Origin of the sequence: Kordia sp. (assembly GCF_045105435.1) — a bacterium.
Taxonomy (GTDB): Bacteria; Bacteroidota; Bacteroidia; order Flavobacteriales; family Flavobacteriaceae; genus Kordia.
Genome location: NZ_JBGCDL010000328.1, coordinates 1 through 17,523, shown reverse-complemented (window position 1 = coordinate 17,523; position 17,523 = coordinate 1). Strand labels below are relative to the sequence as shown.

Here is a 17,523-nt window from a genome sequence, read left to right as displayed (position 1 = left end):
CTTCATTTTCTTCAAAAGCTGTTCCGATGACGACTAAATTTGCGCCCGCTTTGTATATTTCGTTTAATTGTTTTTTGGATCGAATTCCTCCGCCGACAATCAACGGAATTTGTAATTTACTTGATATTTCTTTTATAATTTCTGGATTAACCATTTTTTTTGCGCCACTTCCAGCTTCTAAATATATGAGTTGCTTTCCTGAGAATTGTCCCGCCAAAGCGGTATGCAAAATTGCTTGCTGATTTTTTTGTGAAATCGGTTGCGTTTCGCTCACACGTTGTACAGCCGTTTCTACGCCACCATCAATTAGAATGTACCCTGTCGGAATAATTTCTAAACTTGTATTGATTAGTTTTTCAACAGATTGCACTTGCTGTTCGATTAGATATTTAGGATTTCGTCCAGATAGCAGAGATAAAAATAAAATTCCATCTGCAATTTCTGTGATTTGCTCGTGACTTCCTGGAAAAATTAATACAGGCAATTGTGTATGTTGTTTGATTGTTTTTACAATCGTTTCCATCTTTTTTTCCGCATCTGTACTTCCGCCCACAAATACATGCGTAATGATAGCTTTGTGTACTTTTTTGAAAAATGCTGAAATGTGATTGATTTCCATTTTATCAGGATCAATCAAGACCGCCAATAGTTTTTGACCTTCTTTTTTTCCTTGAATGATGTCTTTATAGATCGTTCCTGTCATGTTCTAGTTACGATTTGTTTCTAAAGTATATACACAGGTAAATCCTTCAAACTCTAAAAAATCTAATGCATATGTTGCTGTTTCATTTCCGTAATATACATTTCCTTTGGTTTGAGACGCTTCCATCGAAAAATCGTCAATATCAATATGTTTTAAAAAGCTGAGTCCTTTTTCGGCATATACTTTATAGATGGATTCTTTTCCGCCCCAAACAATTGTGAGTTTACGAATTAACGCGTCATGATTGGCAATAGTATTGTATTCTTGTAATGGTGTAAATTTATGTGCGATGCGTAAAATTTTATCGCGCTGTTTTTCTATATCAATTCCTACAGGAATGGTATCGCTCACAATAATTGCCGAAAATTGAAAGGAATGTGTAATTGAAATATGTTTCCCGTCTTTTAAATGTGGTTTCCCTGTTGAATCATAATACAAGTCAAAATCAGTATAGTTAAGCGCAGCCAATAAGTGGCGTACACTTAGAAAACCTCTTTGATGAATTTCGGAGCGCATTCCATCTAGTCGTTGTTGGCAATGATTTGTAAGTTGTATATCGCGATTTAATTCTTCAAAAGACTCTTCTATCTTCCAAATCAGCACTTTAGTATGTTTATTTACTGTTATAGTTTTGTAAAGAGCCATTATATTAAAAAGTTATTTAGTACCTTTGCACTCGCAAACTTTTGAGATGCAAATAGTATAATAAAGTTATGCAGCGAATTTAAACATATTTTAGGTCACAAACCATAATTTATTTCAAACATAAAAAAAGAAAAAGTATGAGCACAAAATCAGTTCCTTACGTAGCATATAAGGTTAAAGACATTTCTTTAGCAGCATGGGGAAGAAAAGAGATCGAATTAGCTGAAGCTGAAATGCCAGGTCTTATGAGTCTTCGTGAAGAATATAAAGATGAGCAGCCATTAAAAGGTGCTAGAATTGCAGGATGTTTACACATGACAATTCAGACAGCTGTTTTAATTGAGACTTTAAAAGCGCTTGGTGCAGAAGTTACTTGGAGTTCTTGTAATATTTTCTCAACACAAGATCAAGCTGCTGCTGCGATTGCTGATGCTGGAATTCCAGTATACGCATGGAAAGGGATGAACGAAGAAGAATTTGAGTGGTGTATTGAACAAACATTATTCTTTGGAGAAGATCGCAAACCATTAAACATGATTTTAGATGATGGTGGAGATTTAACAAATATGGTTTTAGACCAATATCCTGAATTAGTTGAAGGAATTAACGGATTATCTGAAGAGACTACAACTGGAGTTCACAGATTATACGAAAGAGTAAAGAACGGTACGTTACCAATGCCAGCTATTAATATTAACGATTCTGTAACGAAGTCTAAATTTGACAACAAATACGGATGTAGAGAAAGTGCTGTAGATGCTATTCGTAGAGCTACTGACGTAATGTTAGCAGGAAAAAGAGTAGTTGTTTGTGGATACGGAGATGTTGGAAAAGGAACTGCTGCTTCTTTTAAAGGTGCAGGAAGTATTGTAACAGTTACTGAAATTGATCCTATTTGTGCTTTACAAGCTGCAATGGACGGTTTTGAAGTTAAGAAATTAAAGAATGTTGTTGGAAATGCTGATGTTGTAATTACAACTACTGGAAACAAAGATATCGTTACTGGAGCGCATTTTGAAGCAATGAAAGATAAAACGATTGTTTGTAATATTGGGCATTTTGATAACGAAATCGCAGTTTCTTGGTTAAATGACAACCACGGAAACACGAAAGTAGAAATTAAACCACAAGTAGATAAGTATACGATTAACGGAAAAGATATCATCTTATTAGCTGAAGGACGTTTAGTAAACTTAGGTTGTGCTACAGGTCACCCAAGTTTTGTAATGAGTAACTCATTTACAAACCAAACATTAGCACAAATCGAGCTTTGGAACAATATTGACAAGTACGAAAATGACGTATACATGTTACCAAAACACTTAGATGAAAAAGTAGCACGTTTACACTTAGCTAAAATTGGAGTTGAGCTAGAAGAACTTTCTACTGAACAAGCTGATTACATTGGCGTAACGGTTCAAGGACCATACAAGCCAGAATACTACAGATACTAAGAATAGTTTCTTAAAAATATAGTACAAAGCCTTTCATCGTTTGATGAAAGGCTTTCTTTTTTCTATAATTGGGTAACAAAATACAAAGACACTAACTTTCTAATGTATTAACCATAAAATTTATAGTATGAAAAAACAAGAATTAAAAAACTTGAGGCTGAGTAAAAAACCAATTGCGACACTAAAGCAAAAAAAGACTTCTAACGAATTATTTGGAGGTGCAAACACGTTCCGTGTTCCTTGTAGACTTTCTATATTTCACCACTGTACATAATTAAATTTCATATCAGCTATTACAAAGTCCTTTGTTATAAACAAGGGGCTTTCTTTTTTTCTGTATATTTAAACAGTCACTAAATCATTTAATGAATGAAATTTTTATACGCTGTTTTTATTTTATTTTTTGTCAATTTCATGACTGCACAAGAAGTCGATTCTTTACTCAAAAATTCATACCAGTCATTAAAAGAACAGTATAAAAATTTAGAATATACAAATCCTAAATTAGCAAACGAGTACGCAGAAGCATTGATAGCAAAGGCGACTAAAGAAGCCAATTTATTAGAAAAAAATAAGAGTTTTTTATTAAAAGCTTCTTCCGAAAGTTATCTTGGAAACATGGAAGCTTCTATGCAGTATATTGACTCATGCATTTTATATGCTAAAACACAAAAAAACAATTCCTTATATATAAACGCCTTTAGCCAAAAAGGGAGAACCTATTTCAGATCTGGAAAATATGCAGAAGCAACAAAAAATTATTTAGCGTTTGATTCTATAGCAACAGCAACAAAAAATGTACGCTATGCAATTTATGCAAACCAAGGTATTGGCTCTGTTAAAAATATTACTGGCGATCATAAAGGTGCTGTCGAATTATTCATAAAAAATAAAGAAATTATTGCGCCTATTGTAGAGGAAAAAAAATACCACACGCTTTACTTAAATACATTAATAGCACTCTGTTCTGCATATACATACTTTGATCTTGAAAAAGCAGCCAAATGTTTACTGGAACTAAGAACATTAAGCGTCAATAGAAATGACATCGATGCTTTGAGCTATTCGTATACTTTGGAAGGAATTATAAAATATAAGCGCAAAGAATACGACAAAGCCTTGGCTATTTTGACAAAATCAGAAAGCATGGTTTCTTCATTAGATAGTAAAATGAATTTATATCCTATTTATCGCTTTCGCGGGAAAACCTATTACGAAAAAAAAATGTTTCCAGAAGCAATTACTGCTTTTGAAGCAATAAAGACATTGCAAAACGAAATTGAGTTTGATGATTTTGAATACAGAGAGGTACTTTCATTACTCGCCATTAGTTACGAACAAATTGACAGCACAAAAAAAGCCTTAGAAAATTATCGTTTGGCATACAATTACTCGTATACCGACACTATTCAAGCTTCCATTAGATATACTATTTTAGAAGAATACGATAACAAAACCATCGAAAGTAAAATAACGACACTAAAAGTACAATCAAATCAAAAAGAAAGACAAAATACATCTTTATGGTTTATTTCAATCGGATTGGGTGTAGCACTTATAATTTTATTTTGGGTGTACAAAAAACAACAACGAGACAACAGGAAAAAGTTTGAAGAACTAGTTCAAAAATTAGCTGCTGAACCTATAAAAGCAGAAACACAAGCATCAGCATCAGCATCAGCTAATAAATTTCAAATTTCAGACGAAAAGGTTGCTAAAATTTTACAGGGACTTCAAAAATTTGAGAAATCGGAAGCATTTCTTCAGCAAAATACGACGTTAATTACTGTAGCAAAAAAACTAAACACCAATACCACCTATTTATCGCAAATTGTAAACGAACAAAAAGGCATTACTTTCAAAAATTACATTACCGAGTTACGCATAAACTATGTACTGCATAAACTAAAGAACGACAAAGTGTTACGATCGTACAGTATCAAAGCAATTGCAAAAGAGTTAGGGTTTAAAAGTGAAGGTGCGTTTTCTCGTGCTTTTAAAAAGCAAACAGGTATTTATCCATCATTCTTTATCAAAAATATAACCACTATTTTATAAAATGAATGCAGTTATTTTTCTTTCAACTGTACGTATTTTCTATCTTAGAGAGAAATTTATTATAAATTCCCAACCATGAAAAAACAGAAATTCACTTCAGTTTCTTTAAAACTAAAAAAAGTAAATATTGCAAACCTTAATCTTTTCGGTGGAAAAAAGCCACCTCAGACAGATGAATCGAATTGTTGTTCCAAACCTCCAGTATGCGCACATACAGTAAGTACAAGACCTGACAGCATAGCAGATGGATAAAAAAGCACCTATTTAACACAGTAAATACTGCCTTTATTTTATAAAATGAACCCTGTTTTAATTGTATAGCTGAATTACGGACTCTAATTTCAGTTCAATTAATTAAATCAAAAACCATAGAATCATGAAAAAAGCAAGAATCAAACTTAGCTTGAACAAAAAGAACATTTCTAATTTAGAAACTGCTGCAATTGTAGGTGGTGTCACTGGAAGAACTTGTAACTACACTAATAAGTATTACAATACTTGTTATGACCCATGTTCTCCGCCACCAGCATCAAGACGTTGCGGAAATACTGTTTTTGTTTGTGACATGTAGTAAGCAACGTGTAATACAATTTGTTAACCATTAAAATTTAAGAATTATGAAAAAAAAGAATTTTAAATCAAAATTGAAGTTATTCAAGACACAAGTTGCAGATCTAAATGCTGAAAAAATAGTGGGAAGTAGAGCAAAAGACACCTTACAAAGAGGTTGTGTATCGTATCCTAACAGATGTTCTATACATGAATGTGTGTATACAGATGTAACCTGTATGTACACAGAAACTTGCCAACAACCTAAACAACCGTAAACTATAAATCATGAAAAAATCAAAATTTAAACTTAGTCTAAACAAAAGAAATATTTCAAACTTAAAAATTGGTGAAGTAAAAGGTGGTGTTACAGGCACTACGTGCAACATAACTAATAAATATTACAACACTTGTTACAAAGGTTGTGTTCCAGGACCGTCTTTTTTCGACTGTTTTACCATCAATCAAGGTTGTCCTGTTGAAAATACAGTTCGTATTTGCGATCATTAAAAACTTTTCGGATCTAGTTTAACGACTATTTTGAAACCATTATCAGAAGCTACTTTTGATAATGGTTTTTTGATTTTGAAGAGGATTACATGTCCAACCTCTTATTAAAATTAGTAGTGCGTTCGCGTGAAACCATGATTTTTTCTTATTGAGAAGGATGCTGCTCTAATAACAATTAGTTATTGAAATAATTACAAGTTTCTTGAACCACATTTGCAAAAACTAAGTGTCTCCAATTGATTCCAGAAAAAAGAAAGCAAACTAATATACATGTTCGTTTTCATAAAACCCAACCGCTATTTTATAAAATGCATGTAGTTCTATTTCACTGAATTCTAGGCAATCTCTATATTTAAACTGAAATTCACTAAACATTTTTTTATTATGAAAAAACAAAAATTAACCTCAGCTCTTTTAAAATTAAAGAAATCAAATATTGCGAACTTAAATTATGTAAAAGGAGGAAGCGCAAATTCGCCTAGTAAATCAAATTGTTGCTCAGATCAAAAAGCGTGTCAAACAGTACCCACAAGACCTGACAGCTTAAAAAGCACCACAACAACAATCGATTAATTATACGAATCCTACTGTTATTTTATAAAACGAACGCTACTTTAATTGTTTTCGCTTAAGATTCATTCTAATTTCAAACCTTTAATTAATTTAAAAACTTAATAATTATGAAGAAATCAAAAATTAAACTTGACTTAAACAAGAAAAACATTTCTAACTTAGAAACTAGCACAATCATAGGTGGAGCTTCTGGAAAAACTTGCGATCCTTCGTACAAGCATTACAACACATGCTACATGTCATGTAATGATTCATTTCACCTTCAATGTCCAAATAGATAATTTGTGATTGGTATACCATTTGTTATTTGAGCTTACTACAAAACTCAAATAATAAATGGTATTGCTAGTATAATCTCATGATATTAATCAAACTTAAAAACGATCCAATTATGAAAAAAAAGTGTCTTAAACCGTTAAAGATTAGTAAAGTTTTAATCTCTAGTTTTAGCTCAAGTGCCATTAAAGGTGGCGGCGAAAGTAGAGTTAGTTGTGACCCAAACCCTTACGCTTGTGCAGGTCAGTCTTTTTATGCGATTTGCACGCCAATAGAAGATCCAAAATAAACGATTACTTTTTAAAGTAAGTACATGCAAACTTCTACTCAGTCATGATTGAACGTTTTTATAATCATGACTGAATTTTTAATTTACATATCCAACCACTTTTTAAAATTAGTGGTACGTTCGCGCGATACAATAATTTGTTCTTCTTGTGATGGATTCAACTTTAATAACAATCGACTGTTAAAATAACTATGAATTTCCTGCACAGCATTTACAGAAACCAAGTATTTTCGGTTGATGCGAAAGAAGTGAATTGGATCTAAAATTTCTTCCAACTGATCAATAGTGTATTCAACAGGACATTTTTGCCCACTGTTTGTATGGAGAAAAATAACGCCTTCATCCGCCATAAAATAAGCAATATCTTCTACTTTATAGGTTTTAAATTGATTGCCAATTTTCACCATAAAACGACGTTTGTATTCTTTCTTAAACAAGTGTCGTAACGCGGCTACTGGTAATACAATTGTGAAATAACTACTTGAACCGTCAAATTCCATCTTTCAATTGAATCTCGTTAATTTTGAGTCAGATTTGCATCTAAAAAGCAAATTTTTACGATTCAAACAAAAATGCTACAGCTCAAACTTTTTTCGTTTTATATGTAATAGTATTGCATCAAACTTGAAGCAATAAGCTAAAAAATTATGAAGAAACCAATTGTATTATGTGTTCTTTGTTGTACATTCAGTTTTGTGAAAACAGGAAATATAAAGCTCAAATTGGTTTCTTTCCTGATATTCGTTATAAATTATAATTAGTTCGTTTATTTAATTCACTTTAGGAAACGCTTTGTTCCTCAAAAGCCAAAGTGTTTTGCTAACCATTAAAAATAGCATTATGAAAAGACGTATTCTTTTAATCGTTCTCGCCTTTATTATCTTTTTATTCCTTTTTATAAAACTAAGAATGAATCAATCCAATCCTGAAGTATTGCTTCCACTAGTATCTGAAATTGAAAATACAATTGAATTTCGAGATGCTAAAAAAGAAGAAATTTCCAAAGCTGATGTTGCTTGGCATTTAGATCATATGTTGAAAACCATCAACAGAATTACAGAAGTACTTGAAAGTTCTGATCCAACTGCTTATGAGAGTTCATTTAATTTCACACGAATTGCTTCTTTAACTGCAGGGTTCATTCCGCGTGGAAAAGCACAGTCTCCTAAAAATGTACGTCCTCCAGAAATCATTTACACAGATGACATTTTAAGGCAATTATTAGAAGCAGGAGAAAGCATCAAAAAACTTAACGATTTAGATGAAAATGCGAATTTTGATCATCCAGTATTTGGAATGTTGAACAAAGCGCAAACCATTCGATTCTTGGAAGTACATACAAATCATCATTTAAAGATTATCGCAGACATTTTGGGATGCTAAGAATATGTTAAAAAGAGAAAAACAACTTTCTTTTTCATATATTGAGCAATATAAACTGTAATACATATCTCTATTACAGCGTTTTGTTTTTTAATCTGTTCCTTCATGAATTTTCGACTGTATTTTTGTATTGTATTTTTGTATTGTATTTTTTGTAAGCACATCAGGAATGGTATTTTCTCAGGAGAAGGATTCTTTATTTATGTATTCTTATGAAGAATTAAACCAACGTTTTTCTAAATTGAGATACAAAAAACCTAAAACTGCCAAATTGTATGCAGATACTATGTTAAAAAAGGCAATCTCAGAAAGGAATACTAAAGAAGAATACAACGCATACATACTTCAATCGAAATCTTTAGGTTACTTAGGAAACATATCTGACGCTTTAGTATTAGCAAACAAATGTATTGCTTATGCAAAAGAGAAAAATGATATCGTTTTCTATGTGAAATCAATTAAACGAAAGGGAACATTATACTACAATTTTGGCAAATATGACGAAGCTATTAAGTACTATCTAAAAGTGGATTCAATTGCTCGTATCACAAAAAATAAGGAATATTTTATTTATTCAAATCAAAGTATTGCTTCAGTAAAAACTGTTCTTGGTGATCATAAAAATGCAGCAGATCTTTTTTTAACTAATGAGACTATACTAGCATCATTAAAACAAGATTCTAAGTACAAATCCAAATACCTCAATACAATTATTGGGTTGTGTTCTTCATACACTTATTTCGATGTTCCTAAAGCTGAAAAATACCTCTCACAAATAAAAAAGATCAGTCTTAATACAGAAGATAAAGATGGATTAGCATATTACTACATGTTGAAAGGAATTATTTACTATTTAAAAAAAGACCCTGATGCTGCTTTACAAATGACACCTCATTAATTACTCCATTTTATGAAATTGTTAGTTGCCAACGAATAAGTGACGAACAGTTTGACAGATTTGCGATAAAACGAGGTGACGTAAGTGGGAATTGGTCATTTTAATGATCCTAAAATATACTTCTAATTTACAAAAAGAAACTATAGAAATTTTCTAAGTAAAATAATAGTTAGTGGATAGTTTAACAAAAGTAAAACTTCCGCACAAAACGCTTCAATATAAACTTTGGAGCGTTTTTAATATCCTGTTACCAACAAACGGCTGGCGCCACGCATACCACATTTTTGATACTTGTGATAGGCTTTTGCAGCACGTTCGCAAATTTCCGCATCCGATTCGTTTAAAATCCAACCATCAATTGCCCATTTAAGCGTGTATGCTTCGGGCGACATCAATCCTGTAGACCAAACCAATGGATTGGCTCCTGTTTGTCTTAAATATGGCTTAAAATAGCTTTTACTAATACATGCTAAAATAATAGCGTCTCGCTTTTTAGTGTTTTTTGGACTGAACTTAGTATCCAAGCTAAATTCCATCAAACCATCATGACCGATATACGCGACCAAGTTTGAATTTCCTCCGAAACTTAGTTTTTGATCATTCACTGTAATTTCTGTTGGATTGGCACCACTACTCGCTTGTAAAAAATCAATTGTAGTCTGTTTGATAAACTTTCCATCATACGCATCGGCTAGTAAATAGGTGTTGGTTGTCTTGTGTTTAAAAACAATGCGTTCTAATATTTTAGGATTATTTGATGGAATTGTCTTTACAAATTCCCAATCTTTACTACGTTTAAAATGTGTTTTCATTCCGTACAACGCGCCCCAATACAAATTAGTTCTAGGACTTTGTCCATTTCCTAAAGACTTTGGCACAGGTACAATTCCCTGATTTACATTATCGCACAAAGCCACAAAAACATGAATCTTCTTCTGTCCAAAAACAGTACAACTAATACAGAAAATAATAATAGTAATGAGTTGTTTCATAGTATTTAACTTGTGTTACACACTAATATAACGAAGAAAACTACAAACTGGTATAGAACGTTAAAATCATTCATAAAATTTAAAAAAACAGTATCTTGTTAGTCGAATTATTTGTTCAGATGAAATTCAAATAAGCACCAGTTAACCATCAAAACAAAAAACAAATGAAACGTACCTCAATAGCCATTATGAGTAGTATTTTACTATTTGCCGCATGTAAAGATGCTACGCCCGAAAAAAAATCAGAAACTACAATGACAGATAATCCTTTGTTGACCGAATGGAATACGCCGCATGGAGTGCCACCTTTCGATAAAATAAAAAGCAGCGATTACTTACCCGCTTTCAAAATTGCACTGAAAGAAAATCAAGATGAAATTACAGCAATTAGTGAAAATACAGAAACGCCAACTTTTAAAAATACGATTGAAGCACTCGAATTTAGCGGAAAATATTTGAATAGAATACAACGTGTGTTTTCCGCAGTAAATGGAGCAAACACAGACAACACGCTAAAAGCAGCTGCAAAAGAAATTACACCTGCAATTGCTGCACATGGCGATTTTATCAACTTAAATGCTAAACTATACGATCGCGTAAAAGCTGTATACGATCAAAAAGGTGAACTCAATTTATCACCTGAAGAAACACGCTTATTAGACGAAACACACAAACGTTTTGTGCGTGCAGGAATTAGTTTGCAAGGAAAAGCACAAGATCGCTTGCGCGAAATTAACAAACGATTGGCAAAACTAAGTGGCGATTTTGGCGAAAATTTGCTCGATGAAACAAACGCATTTGAATATCATACAAAGGACAAAAAAGAACTCGGAAACCTTCCTGCAAGTTTAACTTCTTTGGCAGTTGAAGAAGCTACAAAAAGAGGAAATAAAGATGGATATTCGTTTACATTGCAACGCCCAAGCATCAATCCGTTTTTACAATCATCTCCAAACAGAGCAGCGCGTAAAAAATTATTTGACGGCTATGCAATGCGTGCAAATAATGACAATGAAAACGACAACAAAGCTATTTTGAGTGAAATGGCAACGTTGCGCCTGGAAAAAGCAAAATTACTAGGATACGAATCGCATGCAGCCTACATTCTTTCCGATAATATGGCTGAAACACCAGAAGCAGTATACGGTTTTATGGATAAATTGTGGCCTTCGGCATTAGCAATGGCGAAATCGGAACGTGAAGCCTTGGCCAAAAAGATGAAAAGTGAAGGTGTTTCAGGAACTTTCGCGGGAAGCGACTGGAGACATTATGTAGAAAAAGTGCGTAAAGAACGTTACAACTTTGACGAAGAAGAAACACGTCCGTATTTTGAAGTAAATGCCGTAAGAGATGGCGTTTTTGCTTTGGCAAAAGAACTTTTCGGACTAAGTTTTAAAGAACGAAACGACATTCCGAAATGGCATAAAGATCAGCAAGTTTTTGAAGTCCTAGAAGCAAATGGAGATCACTTAGGAATTATTTACATGGATTTCTTTGCACGCGAAAGTAAACGTGGCGGCGCTTGGATGAACGCTTTGCGTAGTCAGATGAATGTGAACGGAATGGTAACGCCAATTGTAACCAATAACTTTAACTATCCTGCGCCTTCTGGAGATTCGCCATCGTTACTATCTTTTACAGAAGCAGAAACCTTGTTCCATGAGTTTGGACATGCACTTCACGGATTGTTCTCAAATGTAAAATATGAATCCTTATCGGGAACAAATGTACCTAGAGACTTTGTAGAATTTCCATCGCAAGTAATGGAAAACTGGATGAGTGAGCCACAAGTATTACGCATGTTTGCGAAACACTACAAAACAGGCGAAGTTATTCCTGATGCTATGATTAAAAAGATGAAAGATGCCAACTCATTCAATGGTGGTTTTGCTACGGTTGAATATATGGCTGCTGCATATTTAGATATGGCTTGGCACTCAAAAACAGAAAACATTCCAACGGATGTGAATGCTTTTGAATCGGCAGCAATGAAAAAATTAGGTTTAATTGACGAAATAATTCCACGTTACAGAAGTACCTACTTCGGACATATATTTTCAAATCCTGTTGGATATTCTGCTGGATATTACAGTTACTTATGGTCCGAAGTGTTGGATGCAGATGCTTTTCAAGCATTTAAAGATACAGGAAACCTATTTGATCCTGCAACAGCAAAACGTTACCGTAAAATGTTAAGCATGGGCGGTTCGCAATTGGGCATGGATTTATACAAAGGATTCCGTGGTGCTGCACCAGAAATTGAACCCTTATTAAAGAAAAAAGGGTTTATGGAATAGCACGATCTTTATTAAAACATAATCTAAATCACAATAAAGAATAAATGCGAATATTCAATTACATAACCGAGCTTGACTGCTTTGTGATAAATCCTGAATACAAAGCTATTGCTGACCAACTGGGGATTTCTGAATGGAATGAAGTTGTTTGGATTGGACGTTTTTTTACATTAGACAATGATTATGGAGAACACTGGTTTGATAATTGGAAAGAAAAAGACAGGCTTGAAAAAAAAGCAGAATCGATTGGAATAAAATATGACGACTTACTAGTAATTAATCCAAATAGATTCAAAAACAATATTGATGGACCTTGCCACTCCGATTCTGAAAGGAAAAAATTTTGGACTGATGTTTTAAAGTCACTGGATCTTAGTTTAGATACTATAATTTCTGAATCTATAAAACTCAATAAAGAGAATGAAGACGCAGGAGAGCCATTCATTTCAGATTTAGACAAGGTAATTGGACAAATAAAGATCAAAGTCAACCAACATATATGAAATATCGCTGAACTATTTTATTAAAATTTACTGCATAAAAAAAGCCTGAACGTTTAAATTCAGGCTTTTTTAATTCTTTTCAGAATCTTAAATTATGCTTCGAAAGGTTCGATTGATACATAAGATCTGTTGTTAGATTTCTTTGTGAATTTCACAAGACCGTCTACTTTAGCATGTAATGTATGGTCTTTCCCCATATATACATTTTCTCCTGGATTGTGAGTAGTACCTCTTTGTCTAACGAGTATGTTACCAGCAATTGCTGCTTGTCCACCAAAAATCTTAACTCCTAATCGTTTCGATTCTGATTCTCTACCGTTTTTAGAACTACCAACTCCTTTTTTGTGAGCCATCTTAGTAAGGTTTTAAATTGTTATACTTAAGTGATTTTAGCAATTAAGCTTTACCACCATCTAATTCGTCTTGCCATTTCTTTAACTCATCCCACTTACCATCAGCAGCTAATTGCGCTTGTGCTGGCCATGTGTCAGTTACGTGTTTTCCACGAACTGCAGCGATGATTTCAGAAATTTTTGCTGGTTCTGTTTTCGCTAACTCAGCGAATGTTGAAACTCCAGCTTCTACTAAAGTTGATGCAATTTTAGGACCAATTCCTTCAATTTTCTTTAAATCATCTGCTTTAGTACTTGTAGCTTTCTTAGCTGCAGGCTTTACTGCTGCTGGTTTTGCTACTTCTTTTTTAGCTTCTTCTTTCTTTGGTGCTGCTTTCTTAGCTCCAGAAGCTACGATGTTTTCAATAACAATTTCTGTTAAAGACTGACGGTGACCATTTTTAACACGGTAACCTTTACGTCTTTTTTTCTTGAAAACAATCACTTTATCACCTTTAAGGTGCTTTAAAACTTTTGCCTCTACTGCGGCTCCGTTTATAGCTGGGGCGCCAATAGTAACTTGTCCGTTGTCGTCTAGTAAAAGAACGTTGTCGAAAGTAACTTTCTTTCCTTCTTCTACTGCCAAACGATGAACAAATACTTTTTGGTCTTTTGCAACTTTAAATTGCTGCCCTGCCATCTCTACAATTGCATACATAGCGTATCGTTTAATTAATTAATTTTATCCAAAAATGGACGCAAATATACATCTAATTAATTAATCTACAAATACTTCTATGACAGTTTATTACTAATATTCCAACTTAACTCAAGTTTTTGCATAAATAACTAGCTTAAAACTACTGTAGAAGGGAATCTTTCTGTCAAAAATAATGAAAATGTATGCCGTTTTCTTTTTTTACATCAATGACTTTATAAATACCAAAGAAAACAATAGCTCCATTAAGTAATTGTAACCAAGGATTTTCATGTAGTGCGAACATTCGTACAATTAAGAAATATAGAATAAATCCCAAAGCTATCAATCCATCATATTTTATTATTTTCTTTTCCATTTTTTCGGGTTTTTAGCTAGTAATTAACTGATTACCTTCAATATACGAAAAAATGACCACTTATTAAAGTTATCATAAATTTAACAGTTTCCTTGTGGGATGTAACAATTTTATAGAACTTGCGTCTCATCAAAAATAACTCAAAGTCAAATAAAGATTAATGCAATGAAAAAAAGACTATTTTCAATAGCTTCGTTATTGCTTGTCGGGTTTATTGCCCAAGCACAAGAAGTTAAGTTTGAAGAATACGATTTAGACAACGGTCTGCACGTAATTCTTCATCAGGACAACACAGCTCCTGTAGTAACAACCGCTGTAATGTATGATGTTGGTGGAAAAGATTTAGGAGGAAACGAAAATCCTGAACGTACTGGTTTCGCTCACTTTTTCGAGCATCTTTTATTTGAAGGAACAAAAAACATAGACCGCGGACAGTGGTTTAAAATTGTATCTTCAAACGGAGGAAGCAACAATGCAAACACTTCAAATGACAGAACATACTACTACGAAGTATTTCCTTCTAACAATTTACAATTAGGTTTATGGATGGAATCGGAGCGTATGTTGCATCCTGTAATCAATCAAATTGGTGTGGATACACAAAATGAGATTGTAAAAGAGGAAAAAAGACAACGATACGACAATCAGCCTTATGGACAATTATTGTTTGTTGTGAGTGAAAACATCTTCAAAAAACATCCATATAAGAATAAAAACATTGGGGAAATGGAGCATTTAGATGCTGCAACACTTGATGAATTTAATGCATACTTTAAAAAATACTATGTTCCTAACAATGCAACATTGGTTGTAGCTGGAGATATTGATGTGTCTGACACAAAAAAAATGATCAAAGATTACTTTGGTTCTATTCCTAGAGGAAAAGATGTGGTAAGAAACTTTCCAAAAGAAGATCCTATTACAAAAGAATTCAAAGTAAAATACGAAGATCCAAATATTCAAATTCCTGCAATTATAGCTGCATACAGAACTCCAGGGTTTACAACAAAAGATGCACGCGTATTAGACATGATTTCTACGTATTTAAGTGGTGGAAAAAGTTCTAAACTTTACAAGCGTTTGGTAGAAGACAAAAAAATGGCATTGGCTGTACAAGCATTTAACTTTAGTCAAAAAGATTATGGTACGTATGGCATATTTTCACTTCCAATAGGCGAAAATACTTTAGAAGGTTTACTTGCTGAAATTGATGATGAAATCAAAAAACTTCAAACAGAATTAATTTCTGAAAGAGATTACCAAAAACTTCAAAATAAATTTGAGAACAACTTTGTAAACTCAAATTCTAGTGTAGAAGGAATTGCCAACTCGTTAGCACGATTTAATGTAATGTACGGAGATACCAACTTAATTAATACTGAGATTGACATCTTCAGATCTATTACCAGAGAAGAAATTAGAGAAGTGGCAAACAAGTATTTAAAAACAAACCAACGTTTGCTTTTAGACTATGTTCCTGCCGAAAAAACACAAGAAAAAAAATAAAAAACAGATGAAAACAAAAATAGTTTCACTCCTTGTATTGTTTTTAGCTTCGCTAACAATGCAAGCCCAGATAGACAGATCAGTGCAACCAAAACCAGGTCCTGCACCGAAAATTAATATTGGACAACCAAATACGTTTACACTAAAGAACGGATTGACAGTAATGGTGGTAGAAAACAACAAATTGCCACGTGTTTCTGCAACTTTAACTATTGACAATCCATTAATTATTGAAGGAAAAAAAGCTGGAATTACAAGCTTAGTAAGTTCTTTATTAGGAAGCGGTTCTACTTCAATTTCTAAAGACGACTTTAATGAAGAAGTAGATTATTTAGGCGCTTCTTTAAATTTTGGTTCGCAAAGTGGTTTTGCAAGTTCACTTTCAAAGTATTTCCCACGAATTATGGAACTGATGGCTGATGCCGGATTGAATCCTAATTTTACACAAGAAGATTTAGACAGTGAACGCGCTAAGATTTTAGAAAACTTAAAATCTCAAAAGAAAAATGTAGTTGCTATTGCTGGTAGAGTACAATCAGTTTTAACCTATGGAGCAAATCACCCGTATGGAGAATTTATTACAGAAGAAACTGTAAACAATGTTACTTTACAAGATATCAAGGATTTTCATAAAAAATACTTCAGACCAAATAATGCATACTTAATCATTATTGGAGATGTAAAAACTAGAGACGCTAAAAAACTTGCAAAGAAGCTTTTTAAAAAGTGGAAAAAAGGAACAATTACTGCCGATTCGTATGATACAGCATCCAATCCTGTTGCAACAGAAATCAACTTTATCAATGCAGACAATGCGGTACAATCTGAATTAAGCGTTCAGAATACTGTAAACTTAACAATGAAAGACGACGATTATTTCCCTGTTTTAATTGCAAACAACATCTTAGGTGGTGGTGGTGAAGCGCGTTTGTTCAACAACTTACGTGAAGACAAAAAATACACGTATGGTTCATACTCTAGTATTGGAAATGACAGAAGAACTATTTCTGCATTTAGAGCCACAGCTAAGGTTCGTAATGTTGTAACGGATAGTTCAGTTGTTGAAATTTTAAAAGAAATTAAAGACATTACTACTAATTTAGTTTCTGATGAAGAACTAAAAACTGTAAAAGCAAAATATGTTGGGCGATTTGTAACTGGAGTTGAACGTCCTTCTACAATTGCTAATTATGCATTAAACATTATTACAGAAGACCTGCCAAAAGATTTCTATGAAACTTATTTAGAAAAAATTGAAGCAGTTACCAAAGAAGATGTATTAAGAGCTGCTAAAAAATATTTCTTAAGTAACAAATTACGAATCGTAGTTACAGGAAAAGGTAGCGAAGTTGTTGATGCTTTAGAAAACATGATGTTTAATGGAAAAAAAGTTCCTGTAAAATATTATGATCAATTTGGAAGTCCAACAAAAAAGCCTGAATTCAAAAAACCAATTCCTGCTGGAGTTACTGCACAAAC

The 17,523-nt window shown here is 33.1% G+C and carries 23 protein-coding genes; 16 read left to right on the top strand and 7 right to left on the bottom strand.

The features are described from left to right. On the bottom strand, positions 1–703 hold a 703-nt coding region (locus tag AB8B65_RS16835), incomplete at its 3' end, for a geranylgeranylglyceryl/heptaprenylglyceryl phosphate synthase (protein ID WP_405302440.1). Positions 704–706: 3 nt separating this feature from the next. Further along, positions 707–1,348: a 4'-phosphopantetheinyl transferase family protein gene (locus AB8B65_RS16830; RefSeq protein WP_405302439.1), complete on the bottom strand. Its 642-nt coding sequence runs from the start codon at positions 1,346–1,348 to the stop codon at positions 707–709. Positions 1,349–1,485: 137 nt separating this feature from the next. Here AB8B65_RS16830 and ahcY point away from each other — a divergent pair, with 137 nt between their 5' ends. The 10 genes from ahcY (at position 1,486) to AB8B65_RS16780 (ending at position 7,057) form a co-directional block, all read left to right on the top strand. Beyond that, positions 1,486–2,802 (top strand): adenosylhomocysteinase, encoded by a 1,317-nt coding sequence (ahcY, locus tag AB8B65_RS16825; RefSeq protein WP_405302438.1) that lies wholly within the window; start codon positions 1,486–1,488, stop codon positions 2,800–2,802. A 127-nt stretch (positions 2,803–2,929) separates the two neighbouring features. Beyond that, positions 2,930–3,076, top strand: coding sequence for a hypothetical protein (locus tag AB8B65_RS16820; RefSeq protein WP_405302437.1), 147 nt, complete (start codon positions 2,930–2,932; stop codon positions 3,074–3,076). Between the two features lie 95 nt (positions 3,077–3,171). After that, positions 3,172–4,860, top strand: coding sequence for a helix-turn-helix domain-containing protein (locus AB8B65_RS16815; protein ID WP_405302436.1), 1,689 nt, complete (start codon positions 3,172–3,174; stop codon positions 4,858–4,860). A 75-nt stretch (positions 4,861–4,935) separates the two neighbouring features. Next, positions 4,936–5,112, top strand: coding sequence for a hypothetical protein (locus AB8B65_RS16810; RefSeq protein WP_405302435.1), 177 nt, complete (start codon positions 4,936–4,938; stop codon positions 5,110–5,112). A 124-nt stretch (positions 5,113–5,236) separates the two neighbouring features. Then, complete coding sequence (locus AB8B65_RS16805; RefSeq protein WP_405302434.1) at positions 5,237–5,431, top strand: hypothetical protein; 195 nt, start codon at positions 5,237–5,239, stop codon at positions 5,429–5,431. A gap of 46 nt (positions 5,432–5,477) precedes the next feature. Continuing rightward, complete coding sequence (locus tag AB8B65_RS16800; RefSeq protein ID WP_405302433.1) at positions 5,478–5,687, top strand: hypothetical protein; 210 nt, start codon at positions 5,478–5,480, stop codon at positions 5,685–5,687. A 10-nt stretch (positions 5,688–5,697) separates the two neighbouring features. Next, a complete protein-coding gene (locus AB8B65_RS16795; RefSeq protein WP_405302431.1) occupies positions 5,698–5,919 on the top strand; it encodes a hypothetical protein in 222 nt (73 codons plus the stop codon). Positions 5,920–6,303: 384 nt separating this feature from the next. Continuing rightward, positions 6,304–6,492 (top strand): hypothetical protein, encoded by a 189-nt coding sequence (locus tag AB8B65_RS16790; RefSeq protein ID WP_405302430.1) that lies wholly within the window; start codon positions 6,304–6,306, stop codon positions 6,490–6,492. Positions 6,493–6,599: 107 nt separating this feature from the next. After that, positions 6,600–6,773, top strand: a complete 174-nt coding sequence (locus tag AB8B65_RS16785) for a hypothetical protein (protein ID WP_405302429.1) — start codon at positions 6,600–6,602, stop codon at positions 6,771–6,773. Positions 6,774–6,883: 110 nt separating this feature from the next. Then, complete coding sequence (locus tag AB8B65_RS16780; protein ID WP_405302428.1) at positions 6,884–7,057, top strand: hypothetical protein; 174 nt, start codon at positions 6,884–6,886, stop codon at positions 7,055–7,057. An 83-nt stretch (positions 7,058–7,140) separates the two neighbouring features. Here the strand turns inward: AB8B65_RS16780 and AB8B65_RS16775 are convergent, their stop codons facing one another. Next, positions 7,141–7,557 carry a LytR/AlgR family response regulator transcription factor gene (locus tag AB8B65_RS16775; RefSeq protein WP_405302427.1) on the bottom strand — a complete coding sequence of 139 codons (417 nt, stop codon included), beginning with the start codon at positions 7,555–7,557 and terminating at the stop codon, positions 7,141–7,143. 340 nt (positions 7,558–7,897) lie between these two features. On the opposite strand from AB8B65_RS16775, the gene AB8B65_RS16770 reads away from it, so the two are divergent. Both AB8B65_RS16770 and AB8B65_RS16765 read left to right on the top strand, forming a co-directional pair. Beyond that, entirely contained in the window at positions 7,898–8,440 is a 543-nt protein-coding gene (locus AB8B65_RS16770; RefSeq protein ID WP_405302426.1) for a DUF1569 domain-containing protein, read from the top strand. Positions 8,441–8,609: 169 nt separating this feature from the next. Beyond that, complete coding sequence (locus tag AB8B65_RS16765) at positions 8,610–9,338, top strand: hypothetical protein (protein WP_405302425.1); 729 nt, start codon at positions 8,610–8,612, stop codon at positions 9,336–9,338. Between the two features lie 236 nt (positions 9,339–9,574). Here the strand turns inward: AB8B65_RS16765 and AB8B65_RS16760 are convergent, their stop codons facing one another. Continuing rightward, positions 9,575–10,330, bottom strand: a complete 756-nt coding sequence (locus tag AB8B65_RS16760) for a hypothetical protein (protein ID WP_405302424.1) — start codon at positions 10,328–10,330, stop codon at positions 9,575–9,577. A 164-nt stretch (positions 10,331–10,494) separates the two neighbouring features. On the opposite strand from AB8B65_RS16760, the gene AB8B65_RS16755 reads away from it, so the two are divergent. Further along, entirely contained in the window at positions 10,495–12,627 is a 2,133-nt protein-coding gene (locus AB8B65_RS16755; RefSeq protein ID WP_405302423.1) for a M3 family metallopeptidase, read from the top strand. Positions 12,628–12,671: 44 nt separating this feature from the next. Then, positions 12,672–13,130: a hypothetical protein gene (locus tag AB8B65_RS16750; RefSeq protein ID WP_405302422.1), complete on the top strand. Its 459-nt coding sequence runs from the start codon at positions 12,672–12,674 to the stop codon at positions 13,128–13,130. A gap of 92 nt (positions 13,131–13,222) precedes the next feature. Here AB8B65_RS16750 and rpmA read toward each other — a convergent pair whose 3' ends face one another. From rpmA to AB8B65_RS16735, 3 genes are all read right to left on the bottom strand, one after another. Beyond that, positions 13,223–13,483, bottom strand: a complete 261-nt coding sequence (gene rpmA / locus AB8B65_RS16745) for a 50S ribosomal protein L27 (RefSeq protein WP_405302421.1) — start codon at positions 13,481–13,483, stop codon at positions 13,223–13,225. A gap of 43 nt (positions 13,484–13,526) precedes the next feature. Then, entirely contained in the window at positions 13,527–14,180 is a 654-nt protein-coding gene (rplU, locus tag AB8B65_RS16740; protein ID WP_405302420.1) for a 50S ribosomal protein L21, read from the bottom strand. A 166-nt stretch (positions 14,181–14,346) separates the two neighbouring features. After that, the gene (locus AB8B65_RS16735) at positions 14,347–14,538 is read right to left on the bottom strand and encodes a hypothetical protein (RefSeq protein ID WP_405302419.1); all 192 of its coding nucleotides are present in this window, start codon (positions 14,536–14,538) and stop codon (positions 14,347–14,349) included. Positions 14,539–14,703: 165 nt separating this feature from the next. Between AB8B65_RS16735 and AB8B65_RS16730 the strand changes: the two genes are divergently transcribed. Beyond that, a complete protein-coding gene (locus AB8B65_RS16730; protein WP_405302418.1) occupies positions 14,704–16,044 on the top strand; it encodes a M16 family metallopeptidase in 1,341 nt (446 codons plus the stop codon). A 7-nt stretch (positions 16,045–16,051) separates the two neighbouring features. Next, positions 16,052–17,523: M16 family metallopeptidase (locus AB8B65_RS16725; RefSeq protein WP_405302417.1), on the top strand; the 1,472-nt coding region annotated here is incomplete at its 3' end.

Bases quoted from the DNA above. Each gene is read 5' to 3' on its own strand.
- AB8B65_RS16815 (WP_405302436.1), top strand. From the start codon at position 3,172: ATGAAATTTTTATACGCTGTTTTTATTTTATTTTTTGTCAATTTCATG.
- AB8B65_RS16735 (WP_405302419.1), bottom strand. From the start codon at position 14,538: ATGGAAAAGAAAATAATAAAATATGATGGATTGATAGCTTTGGGATTT.
- AB8B65_RS16760 (WP_405302424.1), bottom strand. From the start codon at position 10,330: ATGAAACAACTCATTACTATTATTATTTTCTGTATTAGTTGTACTGTT.
- AB8B65_RS16805 (WP_405302434.1), top strand. From the start codon at position 5,237: ATGAAAAAAGCAAGAATCAAACTTAGCTTGAACAAAAAGAACATTTCT.
- AB8B65_RS16785 (WP_405302429.1), top strand. From the start codon at position 6,600: ATGAAGAAATCAAAAATTAAACTTGACTTAAACAAGAAAAACATTTCT.
- AB8B65_RS16800 (WP_405302433.1), top strand. From the start codon at position 5,478: ATGAAAAAAAAGAATTTTAAATCAAAATTGAAGTTATTCAAGACACAA.
- AB8B65_RS16750 (WP_405302422.1), top strand. From the start codon at position 12,672: ATGCGAATATTCAATTACATAACCGAGCTTGACTGCTTTGTGATAAAT.
- AB8B65_RS16795 (WP_405302431.1), top strand. From the start codon at position 5,698: ATGAAAAAATCAAAATTTAAACTTAGTCTAAACAAAAGAAATATTTCA.
- AB8B65_RS16775 (WP_405302427.1), bottom strand. From the start codon at position 7,557: ATGGAATTTGACGGTTCAAGTAGTTATTTCACAATTGTATTACCAGTA.
- rpmA (WP_405302421.1), bottom strand. From the start codon at position 13,483: ATGGCTCACAAAAAAGGAGTTGGTAGTTCTAAAAACGGTAGAGAATCA.
- AB8B65_RS16820 (WP_405302437.1), top strand. From the start codon at position 2,930: ATGAAAAAACAAGAATTAAAAAACTTGAGGCTGAGTAAAAAACCAATT.
- AB8B65_RS16830 (WP_405302439.1), bottom strand. From the start codon at position 1,348: ATGGCTCTTTACAAAACTATAACAGTAAATAAACATACTAAAGTGCTG.
- AB8B65_RS16730 (WP_405302418.1), top strand. From the start codon at position 14,704: ATGAAAAAAAGACTATTTTCAATAGCTTCGTTATTGCTTGTCGGGTTT.
- rplU (WP_405302420.1), bottom strand. From the start codon at position 14,180: ATGTATGCAATTGTAGAGATGGCAGGGCAGCAATTTAAAGTTGCAAAA.
- AB8B65_RS16755 (WP_405302423.1), top strand. From the start codon at position 10,495: ATGAAACGTACCTCAATAGCCATTATGAGTAGTATTTTACTATTTGCC.
- AB8B65_RS16770 (WP_405302426.1), top strand. From the start codon at position 7,898: ATGAAAAGACGTATTCTTTTAATCGTTCTCGCCTTTATTATCTTTTTA.
- AB8B65_RS16780 (WP_405302428.1), top strand. From the start codon at position 6,884: ATGAAAAAAAAGTGTCTTAAACCGTTAAAGATTAGTAAAGTTTTAATC.
- ahcY (WP_405302438.1), top strand. From the start codon at position 1,486: ATGAGCACAAAATCAGTTCCTTACGTAGCATATAAGGTTAAAGACATT.
- AB8B65_RS16790 (WP_405302430.1), top strand. From the start codon at position 6,304: ATGAAAAAACAAAAATTAACCTCAGCTCTTTTAAAATTAAAGAAATCA.
- AB8B65_RS16765 (WP_405302425.1), top strand. From the start codon at position 8,610: ATGGTATTTTCTCAGGAGAAGGATTCTTTATTTATGTATTCTTATGAA.
- AB8B65_RS16810 (WP_405302435.1), top strand. From the start codon at position 4,936: ATGAAAAAACAGAAATTCACTTCAGTTTCTTTAAAACTAAAAAAAGTA.